The 3,417-nt window shown below is 51.9% G+C and carries 2 rRNA genes; both read right to left on the bottom strand.

Annotated elements, in window-relative coordinates:
- Positions 1 to 5: 5 nt before the first annotated feature.
- Positions 6 to 118, bottom strand: a 5S ribosomal RNA gene (rrf, locus tag LZ017_RS21670).
- 189 nt (positions 119 to 307) lie between these two features.
- Positions 308 to 3,186, bottom strand: a 23S ribosomal RNA gene (locus tag LZ017_RS21665).
- Between the last annotated feature and the right edge of the window lie 231 nt (positions 3,187 to 3,417).

The raw sequence follows: 3,417 nt of genomic DNA, 5'->3' as shown, positions 1-3,417 counted from the left end.
TAATAGCCTGACGATGACCTACTTTCACACGGGAATCCGCACTATCATCGGCGCTGAGTCGTTTCACCGTCCTGTTCGGGATGGGAAGGGGTGGGGCCAACTCGCTATGGTCATCAGGCTTGACGGGTTGGCTGCGAGGCGTTGAGCCAGGCAGCCGAATGGGTCAAACAATCTGTAGAGTCTGCTGCTGGTGGTGCCAGCGAGCGTGAATCAGTTTTGATTTGATTGCGTCTTCAGGCTTTGAAGAACGGTTAACTTGAAGTCCTCACTTTGAACAGTGCCTGTATCAAGGGACTGTCAAAGTTATAGGGTCAAGCCTCACGGGCAATTAGTACTGGTTAGCTTAACGCATTACTGCGCTTCCACACCCAGCCTATCAACGTCCTGGTCTCGAACGACCCTTCAGGGGGCTCAAGGCCCCGGCAAGACTCATCTTGAGACGAGTTTCCCGCTTAGATGCTTTCAGCGGTTATCTCTTCCGCACTTAGCTACCCGGCGATGCCACTGGCGTGACAACCGGTACACCAGAGGTGCGTCCACTCCGGTCCTCTCGTACTAGGAGCAGGCTCTCTCAATCTTGCAGCGCCCACGGAAGATAGGGACCAAACTGTCTCACGACGTTTTAAACCCAGCTCACGTACCTCTTTAAATGGCGAACAGCCATACCCTTGGGACCGGCTACAGCCCCAGGATGAGATGAGCCGACATCGAGGTGCCAAACACCGCCGTCGATATGAACTCTTGGGCGGTATCAGCCTGTTATCCCCAGAGTACCTTTTATCCGTTGAGCGATGGCCCTTCCATACAGAACCACCGGATCACTTTGTCCTACTTTCGTACCTGCTCGACTTGTCAGTCTCGCAGTCAAGCACGCTTATGCCAATGCACTATCGTCACGATTTCCGACCGTAACTAGCGTACCTTCGAACTCCTCCGTTACGCTTTGGGAGGAGACCGCCCCAGTCAAACTGCCCACCATACACTGTCCCCAACCCGGATCACGGGCCAAGGTTAGAACCTCAAACACACCAGGGTGGTATTTCAACGTTGGCTCCACCTGATCTAGCGACCAGGTTTCAAAGCCTCCCACCTATCCTACACAGATCTGTTCAAAGTCCAATGTAAAGCTACAGTAAAGGTTCATGGGGTCTTTCCGTCTTTCCGCGGGGAGATTGCATCATCACAAACATTTCAACTTCGCTGAGTCTCTGGAGGAGACAGTGTGGCCATCGTTACGCCATTCGTGCAGGTCGGAACTTACCCGACAAGGAATTTCGCTACCTTAGGACCGTTATAGTTACGGCCGCCGTTTACTGGGACTTCAGTCAAGAGCTTGCACCCCATCATTTAATCTTCCAGCACCGGGCAGGCGTCACACCCTATACGTCGACTTTCGTCTTTGCAGAGTGCTGTGTTTTTAATAAACAGTCGCAGCCACCGATTCTCTGCGGCCTCTTTGGGCTCCATTTGTACAACTTCACCTACTCAAGGCACACCTTCTTCCGAAGTTACGGTGTTAATTTGCCGAGTTCCTTCTCCAGAGTTCTCTCAAGCGCCTGAGAATACTCATCACGCGCACCAGTGTCGGTTTGCGGTACGGTCGTCTATAGCTGAAGCTTAGTGGCTTTTCCTGGAAGCAGGGTATCACTCACTTCGTCTGCAAGCAGACTCGTTATCACACCTCATCTAAGACCCCCGGATTTGCCTAAGGGCCACGACTACATGCTTGAACCGGGACATCCAACACCCGGCTGAGCTAACCTTCTCCGTCCCCACATCGCACTATAGATCGGTACAGGAATATTGACCTGTTTCCCATCAGCTACGCATCTCTGCCTCGCCTTAGGGGCCGACTCACCCTACGCCGATGAACGTTGCGTAGGAAACCTTGCGCTTACGGCGAGGGGGCTTTTCACCCCCTTTAACGCTACTCATGTCAGCATTCGCACTTCTGATACCTCCAGCATCCCTCACGAGACACCTTCACAGGCGTACAGAACGCTCTCCTACCACGCACAGTAAACTGTGCATCCGCAGCTTCGGTAACTGGCTTAGCCCCGTTACATCTTCCGCGCAGGACGACTCGATCAGTGAGCTATTACGCTTTCTTTAAATGATGGCTGCTTCTAAGCCAACATCCTGACTGTTTTAGCCTTCCCACTTCGTTTCCCACTTAGCCAATTTTAGGGACCTTAGCTGGCGGTCTGGGTTGTTTCCCTCTTGAGTCCGGACGTTAGCACCCGGTGCTCTGTCTCCCAAGCTGTACTCTTCGGTATTCGGAGTTTGCATAGGTTTGGTAAGTCGCCATGACCCCCTAGCCTAAACAGTGCTCTACCCCCGAAGGTAATACTTGAGGCACTACCTAAATAGTTTTCGGAGAGAACCAGCTATCTCCAGGTTTGTTTAGCCTTTCACCCCTATCCACAGCTCATCCGCTAGTTTTGCAACACTAGTCGGTTCGGACCTCCAGCACCTGTTACGGTACCTTCATCCTGGCCATGGATAGATCACCTGGTTTCGGGTCTACACCCAGCGACTAAGACGCCCTATTCGGACTCGATTTCTCTACGGCTACCCTATTCGGTTAACCTCGCCACTGAATGTAAGTCGCTGACCCATTATACAAAAGGTACGCCGTCACCCCTTAGGGCTCCGACTTTTTGTATGCATGCGGTTTCAGGATCTATTTCACTCCCCTCCCGGGGTTCTTTTCGCCTTTCCCTCACGGTACTTGTTCACTATCGGTCGATTACGAGTATTTAGCCTTGGAGGATGGTCCCCCCATCTTCAGACAGGATTTCACGTGTCCCGCCCTACTCTTTTCGTGCCTAGTTCCACAGTCGACATTTCTCATACGGGGCTATCACCCGCTATGGCCGGACTTTCCATTCCGTTCTGATATGCCATCTGCTAAATCACGAGGGCTACTCCGATTTCGCTCGCCACTACTTTCGGAATCTCGGTTGATGTCTATTCCTCGAGCTACTGAGATGTTTCAGTTCACCCGGTTCGCCTCGCACACCTATGTATTCAGTGTGCGATACCTCTTGCGAGGTGGGTTTCCCCATTCGGAAATCTCCGGATCAAAGCTTATTTGCCAGCTCCCCGAAGCTTATCGCAGGCTATCACGTCCTTCTTCGCCTGTAATCGCCAAGGCATCCACCACATGCACTTAGTCACTTGACCCTATAACTTTGACATCGCTTGATGTCGTCAAGGACTGCAGTCCAACTTCTTTCTTGGACTGTTTGAGTATTCACGTTATGCCGTTCTTCAATTACTCTCTGACTAATCAGAGTTGAAGTCTGGTGACGCAATCAAATGTTGTCCGCGGCACGGTGCACCTCAGTGCTTTCCGCGGACAACGCTGATTCGACTCTACAAATTGTTAAAGAACAACAGCCTTCTTCAAGACTG

The sequence above is a fragment of the Pelomonas sp. CA6 genome, assembly GCF_022549225.1.
Lineage (GTDB): Bacteria > Pseudomonadota > Gammaproteobacteria > Burkholderiales > Burkholderiaceae_C > Roseateles.
The sequence above is the reverse complement of the archived record's forward strand: the minus strand, read 5'-3'. Positions and strand labels throughout refer to the sequence as shown.